Consider the following 15,499-nt stretch of genomic DNA (forward strand, 5'->3'; position numbering starts at 1 on the left):
GGCGCGGGTCGTCGGCCTACGATCGGCCTGGTGAAGGTGCTCGGTGCATGCCCCCTGGACTGCCCTGACGCGTGCTCGTGGGTGGTGACCGTCGAGGACGGGGTCGCCACCGGGCTGCGGGGGAACAAGGAACATCCGGTCACGCGCGGCGCGCTGTGCGTGAAGGTGAACCGCTACCTCGAGCAGGTCGGTGCGCCGGATCGGCTCAGGTATCCGATGCGCCGGGTCGGGCCGAAGGGGTCGGGGCGGTTCGAGCGGATCAGCTGGGACACCGCGCTCGACGAGATCGCCACGCGGGTCACCGGCATCATCGACGAATTCGGTGGAGAGGCGGTCTGGCCGTTCCACGGCACCGGCAGTCTGGGCTATCTCCAAGGGCTGGAAGGCTTTCCGGGACGCAGGATGTTCAACCTGCTCGGCGCGTCGCACCACGCGCCGACCATCTGCTCGGTCGCGGGCGGCACGGGCCTGCGCTACACCCTCGGCACCTCCGGCGGCATGGACCCCGAGGACTTCGCGAAGTCGAAGCTGATCCTGCTGTGGGGCACCAATCCGCTCAGTTCCGGCCACCACCTGTGGAAATTCATTCAGGACAGCGGCGCCTACCTGGTCTCCATCGACCCCATCCGCACCAAGACCTCCGAGCGCTGCGACGAACACCTCGCCCCGCTGCCCGGCACCGATGCGGCGCTGGCGCTCGGGCTGCTGCACGTGGTGGTCTCGCTGGGCGCCCAGGACACCGAGTTCATCGCCGAGCACACCGAGGGCTGGCCCGAATTCCGGGACCGTATCGAGGAATTCACGCCCGAACGGGTCGCCGCGATCACGGGGCTGCGACCGGAGCAGATCATCGCGCTCGGTGAGCGGATCGCCCGCACCAGGCCGACTGCCATCCGCGCGTCCCAGGGTATGCAGCGGCATGCAGGCGGTGGGATGGCGCTGCGGGTGCTCGGCTGCCTGCCCGGCGTCACCGGCGACTGGGCCATACCCGGTGGGGGACTGCACTACTCGACGAGCGGGCACTTCCGTCTCGACGACGCCGCGCTGCGTCGCGACGACCTGCTGCCGCACCCGGTCCGCACGCTCTCGATGACCAGGCTCGGCGAAGCCCTGCTCGAGGCCGACGGTCCGCCGGTCAAGGCGCTGTTCGTGATCGGGGCCAACCCGGTCGGTTCGAATCCCGATCAGCGTCGCGTGATCGAGGGCCTGTCCCGCGAAGACCTGTTCACCGTGGTCCTCGAGCACTTCGGGACCGACACCGTCGACTACGCCGATATCGTTCTACCGGCCACGATGCAGCCCGAACACCTCGACGTGATCGCCGGTTACGGGCACCTCTATCTGATCTGGAACGAACCGGCCGTCGAACCGCCCGGCGAATGCCTGTCCACCACAGAGACTTTCCGTCGACTCTCGCAGCGCTTCGGCCTCACCGAGCCCGCGCTCTACGACTCCGACGAAGAGCTGGCCAGGCAGCTGTTGAAGGGTTACGACCTCGAACGCCTCCGCGCGGACGGGTTCCTGAAGGTGCAGGCCGGTCCGGTCCCGGCGGGCAAACTCCAGTTCGTTTCCGCCAGAGCGGAACTCGCCGGACACGACCCCCTGCCGTCCTACACCCCACCCGCCGACCCCGGCGACGGCTTGGTGCTGATCTCGGCCGCCTCGCACTACTTCCTGAACACCAGCTTCGGCTCCAACCCCGAATTGCGGCGTCGCGCGGGCGAAGCCAGGATCACGCTGCACCCCGATGACGCCGCCGCACGCGGAATCGCCGATGGCGCCGCGGTGGTCGTGTCCAACGCCCGTGGTTTCTTCGAGGCCGTCGCCGAGATATCGGACCGGGTGCGCCCCGGCGTCGCGGGTACGACCAAGGGTCGCTGGGCCAAGTTCACCGGCGGCGCCACCGTGAACGCCACCATCGCCGAGCGCGATTCGGATTACGGCGGCGGCGCGGTCTTCCACGACAACCGGGTCAGCGTGACACCGCGATGACAGCGAAAAGCGCCGGACCCGGGCGCGTCTCGAGGACGTCGCACCTGGTCCGGCGCTTCGGTCACCCGGCGAGCTCGACGGTTGCTCCAGGCCGTCGAGTCGGGGCGAGTTCGGGCGCGGTCAGCGAGGGTCGGCAGCGGGCTCGCTGGTCAACGCGCTGACCGCCGTGATCCGGGCCACCGCGTCGTTCACGATCTGTTCGACCAGTTCCGCCACGGTCGGCAAGCTGTCGATGATGCCGGTGACCTGGCCCGCGGGCAGCACGCCCGCATCGGTGCGTCCCTCGACCAGACCCGCCTTGGTCAGCATCGCCGAGTTCGCCGCCATCACGACCTGAGACCAGCTGAGGTCCTTGGTCTTGCGCATCGCCAGGCCGTCGCGCATCAGCGTCGACCACTTCATGCCGGTCATGCTCTTGAACTTGGCCGCGTTGCTCACCGCCGCCGACAGCCCGCGCCAGCCGCCGGAGTGTTCCAGCTTCTCGACCAGTTCGGTGTTCAGCATCCGGTGCGGCATCCCGTCGACCTTCACCGACACCACCGTGTCTCCGAGGCCGCGCGCCAGGTACTCCTGCTTCACGGCCTCGGGAACGGTGCTCTCCTGGGTGAGCAGGAAGCGGGTGCCCATCGCGACGCCCGCCGCACCGTAGGACAGCGCGGCGGCGAGGCCGCGACCGTCGAAGAAGCCGCCCGCCGCGATCACCGGAATGTCGACGGCGTCGAGCACCGACGGCAGCAGCAGAGTGGTGGCGACCGGGCCGGTGTGACCGCCGCCTTCGCCGCCCTGCACGATCACCGCGTCGGCGCCCCACGAGGCCACCTTCACCGCGTGCTTGGCCGCACCGATCGACGGAACAACCACCACCCCGGCATCTTTGAGCCTGGCGATGAGTTCCTTCTTCGGCGCCAGCGCGAACGACGCGACCCGAACCTTTTCCCGGATGAGCAGCTCGATGCGCTCGGGGGCGTCGGTGGCGTCGGCGCGGATGTTCACGCCGAAGGGCTTGTCCGTGAGCGACTTGGTCTTGGCGACCGCCGCCTCCAGCTCCTCGAAAGTCATGGTCGCCGAGGCGAGAATGCCGAGTCCGCCCGCGTTGGCGGTGGCCGCGACCAGGCGAGGACCGGCGACCCAGCCCATCCCGGTCTGCACGATGGGATGCTCGATCCCCACCAGCTCGGTCAGCGGGGTCCGCAGCCGCGCGCTCACGCCGCCACTTCCTTCTCACGGAAACCCTTGGGGTCGAGCATGGTTCGGATGATCCGCAGCTCTTCCTCGGTGGGCAGCCTGGTCTCGCCCGCTTCGCCCAATTCGGCGATCTCGAAGGAGGTGTTCTCGGCGACCTCGGCCGGACTCACACCCGGGTGTAGCGACAGTGCGCGCAGGGTGTGATCGGGGCCGTTGAAGTCGAACACGCCGAGGTTGGTCACCACGCGGTGCAGGTGATGGAAGCGGTACGCCGGATTCTCGGGATCGATACGGTCGTAGCCGATTCCGGAGATGATGTCGACCTTGTCGACGAACACCCGGTTGTTGTGCCTCGGCACGAAGTAGCTGGTCGCGTGGTTGATGGTGTTGCCCGGCGCGCCACGCACACCGAACATCTGCCGCGACGGCTGCTGGAGCGGACCGAAGGCCGACAGATTCTGGTTGCCGAACCGGTCGATCTGATTGGCACCCATCACCACATGACGACGGCCCGAGGCGACCACATCGAACACCCGGGAGAACGGAATCCAGCCCTCCACAGGTGCTTTCGCCCCGATCGCCGGTACCTCGGCGAAGAACAGCGCCTCACCGTCGGACAGCAGTAGATCGGGTTCGAAGGTGAGCCGGGCCAGCCGCGCACCGATGGTGGTGACGGTCGACATCGGGCTCGCCATGATCTCGCCCGCCCCACGGAAGATCTCCGCCGCCGCGACGACACAGACTTCAGCACGAGTAGGACCATCGGCTTTCAGGCCACCGCCAGGCACGGAATCCCCCTGAGATGATGAGTTCATCGAGCTAGCTCCTAGGACGTCTGCGGCTTGTGCCGCGTGGAAGATATGTCGCGACGTTCGAGCACTTTTCTGGTTCTCCACATAGCGTTTGACGACCTCCGTGGTTGTGCCGCCGACTGTCGCGACGACGTAGCTGTTGGTCCACAGCATCCGGAGCAGGGACCGTAGGGATGGGAAGATATTTCGCAGTCGTCAGGTGCGGTGCGTGAGCTGCCTGACGAGGCGGCAGATGCCGTATTCCTGACCGCAGACCACGAGCAGCTATCCGTGACGAGGCTCAGTCTCGACGTGGTCGTCCGAGCGTATCGCGCCAACTGCGGGCGCAAATAGCATTGTGCTATAAGATAATTCGCGTGGAGGAGACTGTGCGCTACACCTACCGTTTGCGCCCCGGCGCGACGGCGCAGCGTGCACTGCTCGATGAGTGGCACAGGTGTCGATTTCTGTGGAACGAGGCTGTGCACCAGGAGCGCAACGGGCGCAAGCCAACCTTCTGTAGCTTGTCGAAGCTGCTCACCCGAGCTCGAGCCCGCACCCAGTGGCTGAGGGAGGGATCTCAGGTCGCCCAGCAACAGATGTTGCGAGCCTATGCCGCGGCGCTCAACGACGCCTACCGAGTCAAGGGTCGAGGAAAGCCCAAGTCCAAGGCGTGTAAGAAGGCGCTGCCGTCGCTGGAATACACCACCCGGGGTTTCTCGATCCGGGACCGCAGACTGCGACTTCCTGGCGGGGTGTCGGTCCCGGTGGTGTGGTGCCGAGAACTGCCATCCGAACCGACATCCGTCCGGGTTTACCAGGATTCGCTTGGCCATTGGTACGCATCGTTCGTGGTTCGGCGTCGCGTCGAGCCGTTGGCCGAGGCAGTCGGCGCTATCGGCATTGATTGGGGTGTCACCACGACAGCCACGACGACAGATCCGGCCTTCGACCTGCTCTATGGTGGCCATCGGCGCCGGTGTGCGGCGGAGCTGGCCCGAGCCCAACGGAAGATGGCGCGTCGTCGTCGCCCGCGTGGGCAGACCCCGTCCAATGGGTATCAGCAAGCCCGACGTGCGGCTGCGAGACTGGCGAAGAAGGCTGCGCGCCAAAACGCGCACGCGGCCCGGCAGTGGGTCCACCGTGTGATCAGTGCTCACCAGACGATCGCGGTCGAGGATTTCAAGCCCAAGTTCCTGGCTAGATCGAGGATGTCGCGCAAGGCCGCTGATGCTGCGATCGGCGCGGCTAAGCGAGAGTTGATCATTCGTGGCGTGCGGGCGGGCCGGAAGGTGGTGTTGGTTTCGCCCGCTTACACGACGATGACGTGTTCGCAGTGCTACGCGAGAGCCAAGCAGCGCCTCGAACTCGCCGAACGAATCTTCCGATGTGCGGACTGCGGGTACACCGCCGACCGTGATCGCAACGCTGCCAGACTGATTCTGGCCACGGTTGAACCTGTCCGTGTCGGTGCTGACGACGTTAGACACTGCTTGCCTCCTTTCGAGGTTGTCGGTGCGGTCCGAGCCGGGGATCCCACGCCTTCACGGGGTGGGAGGGGTTAAAGCTTCTGCTCCTCGGCGAAAGCATGCACAGCGGACTGGTATTCGTCTTCGGGCACATCCAGATAGCGAGCCTTGAACTCGGCCCACGACTCCGGCGTCTTCGCGGCCGCCACGTAGTGCTTCTGAAACTTCTCGTCGCGCCCGTAGCTGCCGGCGAAGGTGAAGTGCGCGCCGCCGGGCGACTCGACCACACCGTCGACCAGCATGCGGTTGAGGATGATCGCCTGTTGCGGAACAGCTTTCACCAGCTCCTCGGTCTCGACGATGCGATCCACCGAGACGTAGCGGCGCTCCGCCGCCAGGCAGTACAGATCGTCGAAATACGGATCGACGCCCGTGTAGGCCGCATTGCCGTGCTTGTCGGCCAGGTCCAGGTGCACGAACGACGCGTCGAGATTCAGCGCGGGCATCGCGACCAGGGTTTCGACGCGACCGTCGGCGGCGGGGTACGGCGACTGGACGGTCTTCAGCTCGCCCTCCCAGAAGTCGAGCACCGCCGACCCGAGCCCGGCCCGGATCGGCAGGAACGGCAGCCGCGCCGCGGCCGCTTGCAGCCCGCACTTCACCATCCCCTCGTCCATCTCGCGCACGGTGATCGCGCCCTCGGTGCGTGCCTTCGCGAACCACGGGTCGTAGAACGGCGCCGAATCCAGCGACACGAACCCGTAGTACGCCTTGCGGACCTTGCCCGCCGAGCACAGCAGACCCAGATCCGGGCCGCCGTAGGTGACCACGGTCAGATCGGTGACATCGGAACGCAGCAGCGCGCGTACCAGCGCCATCGGCTTGCGTCGCGAACCCCAGCCGCCGATCCCGATGGTCATGCCGCTGCGCAGCTCACCGACCACCTCGTCGAGGGTCATTCTCTTGTCGCGCATGGCGTTCAGCTCTCCTTCTTCTGCGCGGCGAGATCGTCGTCGAAGCGCGCCCTGATCTCGTCGGCGACACCGGCGAGGTTGAGCTCCATCGTGAAGCCCTGTTCGTAGCGGTAGGAACGATGCACGTCCTGCACGTCGATGCCGTTGAGCGCGCGTTTGGCGGCACGGATCACGCGGCCGTCCTTGTTCGCGATGTTCTTCGCGACTTCCATCGCGGCGGCGTCGAGTTCGGCGCGCGGCACCACCTTGTACACCGAACCGAAGTGGTGCAGCTGCTGGGCGGTGAGCTTGCCCGCGGTATAGAACATGGTGCGCATCAGGTGCTGGGGGACCAGCCGCGCCAGGTGCGTGGCGGCGCCGAGCGCGCCACGGTCCACTTCGGGCAGACCGAAGGTGGCGTCGTCGGAGGCGACGATGACGTCGGAATTACCGACCAGGCCGATGCCGCCGCCGAGGCAGAAGCCGTTCACGGCGGTGACCACGGGCACCTCGCAGTCGTAGACCGCGGCGAAGGCCTCGAAGCAGCCGTGGTTGGCGCGGATCAGCGCGGTATGGCCGACGTCGGCGTTCATCTCCTTGATGTCGACGCCCGCGTTGAACCCGCGGCCTTCCGCGCGCAGCACGACCACCCGGGTCTCCTGGTTGCGGCCCGCTGCCCTGACGGCTTCGGCCAGCGCGAACCAGCCGTCCGAGGGCAGGGCGTTGACCGGCGGGTAGTCGACTGTGACGACCTCTACCCCGTCGGCTTCGGTGTGACGGTTTATCCCCATCGCGATGTCTCCTCGTGCGCGCCCCGGCGAACCCGAGACAAAGCAAGCAATTGCTTGGTAGGTTAACACGGTGGCTGTAGAAATCGACCTTTCCGAGCAGATCGTTCTGGTGACGGGCGGCGTACGAGGCGTCGGCGCCGGAATCAGCCGGGCCTTCCTCGCCGCGGGCGCGACGGTGCTGACCTGCGCGCGCAGACCGGCCGACGAGCCGATAACGGTGGCCGATCGCAGCACCGAACACCTCACCTGCGATGTGCGCGATGCCGACGCGGTGGCGGCGATGTTCGCCGAGATCGTCGCCAGGCACGGCCGGATCGACCATGTGGTGAACAACGCCGGTGGCGCGCCGTTCGCGATGGCCGACGCCGCGAGCCCCAAATTCCACACCAAGATCGTGGAGCTGAATCTGCTAGCGCCCCTGCTGATCTCCCAGCAGGCCAATGCGCTGATGCAAAAGCAGGATTCGGGCGGCTCGATCGTGATGATCACCAGCGTGAGCGGGCACCGGCCCTCGCCGGGCACCGCCGCCTACGGCGCGGCCAAGGCGGGCCTGGACAACCTCGCGTCCTCGCTGGCCGTCGAGTGGGCGCCTAAAGTCCGGCTCAACTCCGTCGTCGTCGGCCCGGTGGAAACCGAACTCAGCCACCTGCACTACGGCGACGCCGACGGAGTGGCCGCCGTCGCGAAGACCGTCCCGCTCGGCCGTCTCGCCCGCCCGACCGACGTCGGCAACGCCGCCCTCTTCCTGGCCTCACCCCTTGCCGCGCATATCAGCGGCGCGACCTTGCTCGTTCACGGCGGCGGCGAACGCCCGGCCTTCCTCGACGCCGCCAACGCGAACAATCAGTGACCTTCCCGACCGGACCGACCCGCGGCGTCAGCTGCCGATAATCACAGGAGTTTTGAGATGGACAACCAGTTGATCTGCGCCGGACGCACGGTGATCGTGACCGGCGCGGGCCGGGGAATCGGCCGCGCGCACGCGCTCGCCTTCGCCGCCGCGGGTGCCCGCGTGGTGGTCAACGATGTCGGCACGGCGCTCGACGGCGCCGCCACGACCGAGACCCCCGCGCAGCAGGTTGTCGACGAGATCGTCGCGGCCGGTGGCGAGGCCGTCGCCAACTACGACGACGTCGCCGATTGGGAAGGCGCTCGCCGCCTGATCCGGCAGGCCGTCGACACGTTCGGTGGGCTCGATGTGCTGGTCAACAACGCGGGCTTCGTGCGCGACCGCATGCTGGTCAACCTCGGCGAGGACGAGTGGGACGCCGTGGTTCGCGTGCATCTCAAGGGCCACTTCGCCACCATGCGGCACGCGGCCGAGTACTGGCGGGCCGAGTCGAAGGCGGGCCGCCCGGTGGACGCCCGCGTGATCAACACCAGCTCCGGTGCCGGGCTGCAGGGCAGCGTCGGCCAGGGCAATTACGGCGCGGCCAAGGCGGGTATCGCGGGTCTCACACTGACCGCGTCGGCGGAGTTCGGGCGCTACGGCGTGACCGTGAACGCCATCGCCCCCGCCGCCCGCACCCGGATGACCGAGACGGTCTTCGCCGACACCATGGCCGCTCCCGGCGCGGGCTTCGACGCGATGGCGCCGGAGAACATCTCGCCGCTGGTCGTGTGGCTCGGCAGCTCCGAATCGGCCGGGGTGACCGGCCGGATGTTCGAGGTAGAGGGCGGAAAGGTCGCGCTGGCGCAGGGCTGGCTCCATGGTGCCCCGGTCGATCGCGGCGCCCGCTGGAACCCCGCCGAGCTCGGTCCGGTCGTCAAAGAACTGATCGAGAAGAGCACTCCGCCGGAGCCTGTTTACGGCGCATAGCTAACTCTGAGATGTGCAGGCCGGGAAAAGTCCCCGGCCTGCACTTATGGCATGTCACACATGTCCAGGGGGCTGGACGACTCTTGCTCTCCGCTGCGGGCATGTGACCGTGGGTTTACTATGGGCTACTGTTCGTCGATCCCGGAATGTGTCGCGACCGGGGGTAATTCTGCGCTGAAAAACTAAGGGGATGATCTAGCGCATGGCCATTGGTCGCATGTTGCGCGTGTTTGCCGCTGCGAGTGTGCTGGCCGGCTGTGCGCTATTAGGGCCGGCTGTCGCGATGGCCGCCCCGGAAAAACCATCCACACCTGCCGCACAGGCACCCGGCAGCGGAAGCAGCGGACAGGGCAACGGAAGTGGCGGCAATGGCGGTCAGAGCACCCCGGCCCCCAAGCTCGGTGAGCTGAGCCTGCCTGGTCAAGGCCAGAACCAGGGCAACAGCGAGCAGGACGATCCGGGTAACCCGCAGTCGGGTGCGTCGGTCGCAGACGAAGGCGAATGGACCCCGCTCACCATCCCCGGCCGATCGAGCGATGACATCCCCAAAAAGGAAGTCGCGGGCCCCCTCTCGGGTTCGGCCGCCGCCGGCTCCGCCGCGGCAGGCGCGGGCTCGGCAGCCGCGGGCGTCGTCCTCGGCACCGGTTCGGCCGGCCTCGGCGTCCTCCTCGGCACCGGGTCGGCGGGTCTCGGCGTAGTCCTCGGCTCAGGCTCCGCGGGCGCGGCCGCCATCCTCGGTACCGGCTCGGCAGGCGCGGCCGCGGTTCTCGGCACGGGTTCGGCGGGTGCCGCCGCGGTTCTCGGTACCGGCTCGGCCGCCGTCGGCTCGGCAGCGGCAGGCACCGGTTCGGCCGCTCTCGGCGTGGGCTCGGCTGTGCTCGGAACAGGTTCTGCCGCAGTCGGTTCCGCCGCTGCAGGTTCCGCGGCGGTAGGTTCCGCGGGTGCGGGATCGGCCGCCGTGGGTTCCGCCGCGGTCGGCTCGGCGGCAGTCGGATCGGCCTCGCCACTACTGTTGCTCCTGATCCCGATCCCCTCGGCCCCGGCCGCACCGGCCCTGCCCTCGATCGCCATCCCACCCGCGCCCGCCATCCCCGGTATTCCGAATATCGCTGTGGCAGTGCCTGTTCCGGCAGCCGCACCGCCCGCGATCGAGGCTCCGGCCGCACCACCGCCCGCCGCGGCCGCACCGGTACCGGCGGCCAAGCCGAACCACGAGTTCAAGCCGACCAGTGACAACAGTGGCCTGCCCGAACCCGAACTCCTTTCGGTGATCGGCGGCCTGATCGCGCTCACCCTGGCCGGAACCGGTTCGGGCGCAGTGAGTTTCCAAGGTGCCGCGGCAGCCCAAGCGCGGGTGAACGCGGCGCGTGCCGAGTTCTTCGGACCGAGGTCGTGAGGGGATCTTCGATGAGTAAGAGCACGACCCAGAGCGCTTCCCGGTCCTATCGCCGCGTCGCCGCCGCCGTCGACGCGGTGTGCGCGGTGGCCGCCGACTTCGACGCCACCAGCCTCGACGAGGTGGTCTACGCCATCTCGATGGAGCGCAAACGCGAAATCGAGATCACCAGCGCGAACCTCGGCCCCGGCGTGTGCGGTCAGCGCCGGTTCTATCCCGAACGCGACATCATCGTGCTCGCCGACGCCCTGCCGAGTCGCGATCACACCCTCGCGCACGAACTCGGCCACATCGTCTTCGACCACGAGGGCGCACCCGCGGTGGAGACGACCCTGGAAGTCAGCGACGACCTGATCGCCTACATGCTCAGCCAGCGCGCCCACGCGCAGATCGTCGACGACGGCTCCGACGACCTCGCCGAATGGGAGGCCGAGACCTTCGCGGCCATGCTCATGACCCGACTGCGCGTATTCAGCAACCGGGGCGCAGGCGTCTCGGTCCTTCGATTCGATGAGGCACTCGGATGACACTCTGGTTGACAGCCCTGCTGGTCTGGGTTGCCGCGGGTGCGCGAGTGGGTCGCGTGCTGGTGAAGCCCGCGACGACCGCCCGCGTGGCCATCGTCGTCGCGGTCGCCGCCGTGGCACTCGCGGTCACCGTCGCCATTCCCGAGATGGCTGTCGCCATCGACAATCTGATGAAGGGCGGTGTGCACAGCGGCTGGCTGTCCACCGGCATCGTCATCTCCGCCTGGATCCTGTTCACCACGGCCACCTCGGTGGTGGCCTCGGCCGCGTGGCCGGTGGTCTCGCGGCGCAACCTGCGCCAGGTCGCGATGGTCGTGTACGGCATCGGGGCGGTGGCGATCGCGATCACCCTGGCGTGGTCGTTCACCTTCGGCTGGATGGTGGTCGCGTTCGGCGCGGTGTTCATCGTGACCACCGGTCTGCGCAACCTGGACTGGACCATCCTCGGTCGCGGCATCGCCGTCTACATCACCGGCACCGCGTTGGTCGCGGTGCTCGCCGTCGCCAATGTGGGTCGTGCCTTCCAGCACGCCGCACCGACGCCGCCCGACGAGCCGCTGTGGGGATGGGTCGCGTGGGAGATCGCCGCGCTGCTGATCGCGCTGGGCGCGGTGTCGATCGTGATCGAGCTGTGGTGGCGGGCCAAGGTCCTGTTGCGCCGGATCCAGCCATTGCACAAGTTGATGGTCGGACGCTTCCCCGAGGTGGTCGCGCCCGAACAGAACGCCACCTCGGCGCAGCTCAAGGCCTCCGATCACATGGCACAGGTGATGGACGCGCTGTATCTGCTCTCAGGCAGCGGCATCGTCATCCCGGCTGCCGGTGAGCCGCCGAACTCGGTGTCGCAACGGGCCGCCGTGGTGGCCGAGTGGGCGCGAAATCCGTTGGGGGACTTGTTCGTAGACGCGCGCTGGATCGCGCCGCCGCCCGGATTGAGCCCGCGGGGCTGGGTCCTCGCGCTCGCGAACCAGTACGAGAACGCGGTGGCGGCCGCGAAGACGGCACCGCGGAACGCCGCTACTTCGAGCTGACCGGCCGGTCACGGCACAGAAAACGGGCCTGAGCTGGTGGGTTTCACCGTCTCAGGCCCGTTGTCTGCGTATCCGATGTTTACAGCCGTACCCAGGACACCATCAGGTGCGTCAGGCCGGCCGATGCGTGGATCCTATTCCGTTCCGTCCGGAGGAATTTCGGGCAAGCCTTCGCTGGCCCGCAGCTTCTCCGCCATCGAGGTGAGCAGATTCTGTGATTCTTCGGACAGGTCGAATGCCCTACTCGACAGTCGACGAAGTCCGTAACCCTGCAGCTGCGCGAGCAGCTCCAGGTCGTGATCGATCTTGGCCGCGTAAATATCGTTGAAGAAGTAGTCAGGCTTGACCTTGAAGAACTTCGCCAGGGCGGCCACCGTCTCATCGGACGGATTCGTTCGTTGTCCCGACCGCAACTGTGAGAGATACGGCTTCGAGATCGGATGCCCGGAGGCAGTCAGCGCAGCCGCAACCTCTGCGTTGGTGTGCGGCTTGCGCCCCGGGGGATGCACGGTTTCGAACAGCTTGTTCAGCCGCGCCGCGAAATCAGCCATTGTGAGCCGCCCAATTCCCTTCACTGTACTAACAGTCGTTATCTCGGATACGTATCATTGATATTAGCGGCTCAGTAACTGAAAACCTACGCCTGATTGGGGATTTCTCTACGATTTCCGACGCTCACCTGCGTGCAGGGGCGGCGGTGGCCGCGTTTGCGGGTCACGCCAACGACTCTTGTGGAGCGCGCGGGTGCCCGGGTTCGTGCCCGTCGCAGGGCTCTTCCTCCCCAACCCTACGGTAGCTCAAAGATAGCTGACATCTCATCATCCCCCTGCCCCCCGTGACTTTGTGGCGTACGACACGTTCCGGGCGCCCTGGGATGAATCTTCAACCTGGGCGCCCGGTTTCGGTATGGATCAGTCTACAGGCGTTCGATGATGGTTCCGGTCGCGAGTGCGCCGCCGGCGCACATGAGCACCATGGCAGTGCCCTGACCTGTGCGTTCGAGTTCGTGTAGCGCGGTTGTGATCAATCGGGAGCCGGTGGAGCCGACAGGATGCCCGATTGCGATCGCGCCGCCGTTTACATTTACACGTTCCATGTCAGGTTGATGTACGGCAGCCCACGAAAGTGCGACCGACGCGAATGCCTCGTTGATCTCGAAGAGATCGATATCGCCAATCGTCATTCCGGAGCGCTCGAGCAGCCGGGTGCACGCCTGTACCGGACCGTCGAGATGGAACTCCGGTTCGGCACCGACGAGTACCTGGGTATGAATCCGGGCGCGCGGGCGCAAACCCTTTCGGCGCGCGACGGTTTCGTCCATCAGCAGCACCGCGGCGGCACCGTCGGAGATCTGCGAGGAGGTGCCCGCGGTGTGGATACCGTCGGCGACGACCGGTTTCAGCGCGGCGAGTCCTTCGATGGTGGTCGCGCGCAGACCCTGGTCGCGGGCGACCTCCACCTTCTCGCCGGTGGCCACGCCCTCGCTGTCGAGTACCGGAGCCGAGATCGGGAGCACCTCACGGTCGTAGCGGCCCTCTGCCCATGCCTTGGCCGCCAATTGCTGTGAGCGCAAGCCGAATTCGTCGATGTCGGACCGGGTGATCCCGCGCCTGCGGGCGATGCGCTCGGCGGCGCCGAACTGGTCGGGCAGGTCGATCGACCACGACGCGGGCCGTCGCGGACCCGCCTCGGTGCCGACATTGGCGCCGAGCGGCACCCGGCTCATCGCCTCGACGCCGCACGCGACGCCGACGTCGATCGCACCGGTGGCGATGAGACCCGCGATGAGGTGGTTGGCCTGCTGAGCCGAACCGCACTGGGCGTCGATGGTGGTCGCGCCGGTCTGCCACGGCAGACCCGCGTGCAGCCAGGCGACGCGGGTGACGTTGTTGGACTGCTCGCCGGCCTGGGTGACGCAGCCGCCGATCACCTGCTCGACCTCGGCCGGGTCGAGGCCCGCCCGGTCGAGTAGTCCGCGCTGGGCCAGGCCGAGCAGTTCGGCGGCGTGCAGTCCCGAAAGTTGCCCTCGACGTTTGCCGATGGGGGTCCGCACGGCCTCGACGATCACGGGTGTGCCCATGTGATTCTCCCTCATAACTGCAACAGGTTCCGATCTTGAGCTCAGGGTAAAACCGCGAGGTTCTTCCGTCGCGGCGACCGCTATGCTTGAATGATTATAGAACGTGTTTCAGTTTGTCGAAGGAGACATCTGGTGGTAGATCCGAGCACCGAACACGCCGGCCCTGTGACGGGTGCCCGGCCGAACCTGCCGGACGGGTTCGACGTTACCGACCCCGACATCTACGCCGAGCGTGTTCCGGTGGAGGAGTTCGCCGAATTGCGGCGGTCGGCCCCGATCTGGTGGAACGAGCAGCCGCCCGAGACCGGCGGGTTCCACGACGACGGCTTCTGGGTGGTGAGCAAGCACGCCGACGTCAAGGAGGTGTCGCGCCGCAGCGATGTGTTCTCCACCTTCGAGAACACCGCCATCCCGCGGTTCAACGACGACATCGAGCGCGAGCAGATCGAACTACAGCGTTTCGTCCTGCTGAACAAGGACGCGCCCGAGCACACGAAGCTGCGCAAGCTCATCTCCAAGGGCTTCACGCCCCGCGCGGTCAACGGCCTGCGTGCCGAACTGTCGGCCCGTGCCGCCGACATCGTGCGAAGGGCGGCCGAGTCCGGCTCCGGCGACTTCGTCACCCAGGTGGCCGTCGAGCTGCCGCTGCAGGCGATCGCCGAACTGATCGGCGTGCCGCAGGAAGACCGGATGAAGGTCTTCGAGTGGTCCAACAGCATGACCGGCTACGACGATCCCGACAACGTTGATATCGATCCGGTGGCCGCGTCGGTGGGGTTGCTCGGCTACTCCTACCAGATGGCGGAGGCCAGAAAGACCTGTCCGGCCGATGATCTGGTGACCACACTGGTCGAGGCCGACGTCGACGGTGAGTCGCTGACGCCCGAGGAATTCGGCTTCTTCGTCATCCTGCTCGCGGTCGCGGGCAACGAGACCACCCGCAACGCTATCAGCCACGGGATGATGGCGTTCATGGAGAACCCCGACCAGTGGGAGCTCTACAAGAAGGAGCGTCCGGCCACCGCGGTGGACGAGATCATCCGCTGGGCGAGCCCGATCACCTCCTTCCAGCGCACCGCGCTCGAGGACACCGAGCTGGCTGGGGTGCAGATCAAGAAGGGGCAGCGGCTGGTGATGCTGTACGCCTCGGCGAACTTCGATGAAGAGGTTTTCGAGCAGGCGGACAAGTTCGATATCACCCGCAAGGACAATCAGCACCTGTCCTTCGGTGGCACCGGCGCCCACTTCTGCGTCGGGGCCAATCTGGCCCGGCTCGAAATCGACCTGATCTTCAACGCGATTGCTGACCAGCTGCCCGATATCACGCAAATCGGTGATCCGAAGCGGCTGCGTTCGGGTTGGCTCAATGGGATCAAGGAGCTGCCGGTCGATTACAAGCCCGCCGGTTGCCCTGTCGCGCACTGAGTCGCTGACAACGAGAACAGCCCGGGACCGAAAGGTCCCG

The 15,499-nt window shown here is 67.0% G+C and carries 14 protein-coding genes and 1 pseudogene; 8 read left to right on the forward strand and 7 right to left on the reverse strand.

From position 1 onward, the window contains the following. Positions 1 to 30 precede the first annotated feature (30 nt). Complete coding sequence (locus ACFWPK_RS07820; RefSeq protein WP_378913802.1) at positions 31 to 1,992, forward strand: molybdopterin-dependent oxidoreductase; 1,962 nt, start codon at positions 31 to 33, stop codon at positions 1,990 to 1,992. Positions 1,993 to 2,112: 120 nt separating this feature from the next. On the opposite strand, the gene ACFWPK_RS07825 is transcribed toward ACFWPK_RS07820, so the two are convergent. The 3 genes and pseudogenes from ACFWPK_RS07825 to ACFWPK_RS07835 form a co-directional block, all read right to left on the reverse strand. Beyond that, the gene (locus ACFWPK_RS07825; RefSeq protein WP_378913803.1) at positions 2,113 to 3,198 is read right to left on the reverse strand and encodes an NAD(P)H-dependent flavin oxidoreductase; all 1,086 of its coding nucleotides are present in this window, start codon (positions 3,196 to 3,198) and stop codon (positions 2,113 to 2,115) included. Further along, positions 3,195 to 3,992 carry a CoA-transferase subunit beta gene (locus tag ACFWPK_RS07830; RefSeq protein WP_378913804.1) on the reverse strand — a complete coding sequence of 266 codons (798 nt, stop codon included), beginning with the start codon at positions 3,990 to 3,992 and terminating at the stop codon, positions 3,195 to 3,197. The genes ACFWPK_RS07825 and ACFWPK_RS07830 overlap by 4 nt, the downstream gene beginning before the upstream one ends. An 81-nt stretch (positions 3,993 to 4,073) precedes the next feature. Then, positions 4,074 to 4,181, reverse strand: a pseudogene (locus ACFWPK_RS07835) (transposase); the annotation flags it as partial. Positions 4,182 to 4,345: 164 nt separating this feature from the next. Between ACFWPK_RS07835 and ACFWPK_RS07840 the strand changes: the two are divergent. Then, on the forward strand, positions 4,346 to 5,533 hold the full coding sequence (locus ACFWPK_RS07840; RefSeq protein ID WP_378913805.1) for an RNA-guided endonuclease InsQ/TnpB family protein: 1,188 nt from the start codon (positions 4,346 to 4,348) through the stop codon (positions 5,531 to 5,533). Here the strand turns inward: ACFWPK_RS07840 and ACFWPK_RS07845 are convergent. Next, positions 5,530 to 6,411, reverse strand: coding sequence for a CoA transferase subunit A (locus ACFWPK_RS07845; protein ID WP_378913806.1), 882 nt, complete (start codon positions 6,409 to 6,411; stop codon positions 5,530 to 5,532). The two genes, ACFWPK_RS07840 and ACFWPK_RS07845, sit on opposite strands and share 4 nt — an antisense overlap. A gap of 5 nt (positions 6,412 to 6,416) precedes the next feature. Further along, positions 6,417 to 7,181, reverse strand: coding sequence for an enoyl-CoA hydratase family protein (locus tag ACFWPK_RS07850; protein ID WP_378913807.1), 765 nt, complete (start codon positions 7,179 to 7,181; stop codon positions 6,417 to 6,419). A gap of 70 nt (positions 7,182 to 7,251) precedes the next feature. On the opposite strand from ACFWPK_RS07850, the gene ACFWPK_RS07855 reads away from it, so the two are divergent. The 5 genes from ACFWPK_RS07855 to ACFWPK_RS07875 all read left to right on the forward strand — a co-directional run bounded on the left by ACFWPK_RS07855 (position 7,252) and on the right by ACFWPK_RS07875 (position 11,954). Further along, positions 7,252 to 8,031, forward strand: a complete 780-nt coding sequence (locus tag ACFWPK_RS07855; RefSeq protein ID WP_378913808.1) for an SDR family oxidoreductase — start codon at positions 7,252 to 7,254, stop codon at positions 8,029 to 8,031. Between the two features lie 57 nt (positions 8,032 to 8,088). Beyond that, positions 8,089 to 9,000 (forward strand): SDR family oxidoreductase, encoded by a 912-nt coding sequence (locus tag ACFWPK_RS07860; protein ID WP_378913809.1) that lies wholly within the window; start codon positions 8,089 to 8,091, stop codon positions 8,998 to 9,000. A gap of 202 nt (positions 9,001 to 9,202) precedes the next feature. Further along, positions 9,203 to 10,396, forward strand: a complete 1,194-nt coding sequence (locus tag ACFWPK_RS07865) for a hypothetical protein (RefSeq protein WP_378913810.1) — start codon at positions 9,203 to 9,205, stop codon at positions 10,394 to 10,396. An 11-nt stretch (positions 10,397 to 10,407) separates the two neighbouring features. Further along, positions 10,408 to 10,923, forward strand: coding sequence for an ImmA/IrrE family metallo-endopeptidase (locus ACFWPK_RS07870; RefSeq protein WP_378913811.1), 516 nt, complete (start codon positions 10,408 to 10,410; stop codon positions 10,921 to 10,923). Further along, positions 10,920 to 11,954: a hypothetical protein gene (locus ACFWPK_RS07875; protein ID WP_378913812.1), complete on the forward strand. Its 1,035-nt coding sequence runs from the start codon at positions 10,920 to 10,922 to the stop codon at positions 11,952 to 11,954. The genes ACFWPK_RS07870 and ACFWPK_RS07875 overlap by 4 nt, the downstream gene beginning before the upstream one ends. A 134-nt stretch (positions 11,955 to 12,088) precedes the next feature. On the opposite strand, the gene ACFWPK_RS07880 is transcribed toward ACFWPK_RS07875, so the two are convergent. Both ACFWPK_RS07880 and ACFWPK_RS07885 read right to left on the reverse strand, forming a co-directional pair. Further along, positions 12,089 to 12,505 (reverse strand): helix-turn-helix domain-containing protein, encoded by a 417-nt coding sequence (locus ACFWPK_RS07880; RefSeq protein WP_019044759.1) that lies wholly within the window; start codon positions 12,503 to 12,505, stop codon positions 12,089 to 12,091. A 365-nt stretch (positions 12,506 to 12,870) separates the two neighbouring features. Then, entirely contained in the window at positions 12,871 to 14,034 is a 1,164-nt protein-coding gene (locus tag ACFWPK_RS07885; RefSeq protein WP_378913813.1) for a steroid 3-ketoacyl-CoA thiolase, read from the reverse strand. A gap of 132 nt (positions 14,035 to 14,166) precedes the next feature. Between ACFWPK_RS07885 and ACFWPK_RS07890 the strand changes: the two genes are divergently transcribed. After that, complete coding sequence (locus ACFWPK_RS07890; RefSeq protein ID WP_378913814.1) at positions 14,167 to 15,459, forward strand: cytochrome P450; 1,293 nt, start codon at positions 14,167 to 14,169, stop codon at positions 15,457 to 15,459. Positions 15,460 to 15,499: the final 40 nt, after the last annotated feature.

This window comes from Nocardia sp. NPDC058519, assembly GCF_042719755.1.
Lineage (GTDB): Bacteria > Actinomycetota > Actinomycetes > Mycobacteriales > Mycobacteriaceae > Nocardia.